This is a genomic window from Halorubrum sp. SP3 (genome assembly GCF_005435195.1).
In the GTDB taxonomy this organism is placed as follows: Archaea; Halobacteriota; Halobacteria; order Halobacteriales; family Haloferacaceae; genus Halorubrum; species Halorubrum sodomense.
Window position 1 is genome coordinate 1 of sequence record NZ_SGTU01000349.1, and the last position, 471, is coordinate 471.

At 52.0% G+C, this 471-nt stretch carries 1 protein-coding gene; it reads left to right on the plus strand.

Annotated features, from left to right (window positions below; translation table 11 throughout):
- Positions 1-80: 80 nt before the first annotated feature.
- Positions 81-471, plus strand: a 391-nt coding sequence (locus EXE42_RS16825) for a HAMP domain-containing histidine kinase (protein ID WP_199240802.1), incomplete at its 3' end; no start/stop codon positions are given.

The window sequence follows — 471 nt, forward strand, 5'->3', positions numbered from 1 at the left end:
AGCATATTGATGTCATCCACCGGGTGATGCGGCACAACATGCGAAATGACCTATCAAAACTTCGTGGCTGGGCACAGCAAATGAGTGAGGAGCCAGAGCCGAGCACGCGTGCCGAACACCTCGCAACGCTCGAACGGATATTTGACAAGTGGGAGTCAATGACTGATCGTGTAAAACAGATACGCCAAGCATCTCGACAATCAAACAAAGTAGCTGGTGTTAATCCCGGGTCACTAATTGAGGACGCTGTGGCTCCAATCAACGAACAGTACCCCACCGCGACTATTTCAACTGACATATCAGTTGACGCGTCAACACAAGTGCCGGCGATACTGCTTGACGCTGTCCGAGAACTTGTGGAGAACGCAGCTAAGGCTGATACTGACGCTACGATTAATGTTGAGGTCACCCCGGCTGAAAACGAGTGGGTTGAACTCCGTGTCTGCGACGACGGACCCGGTCTCCCAGAAA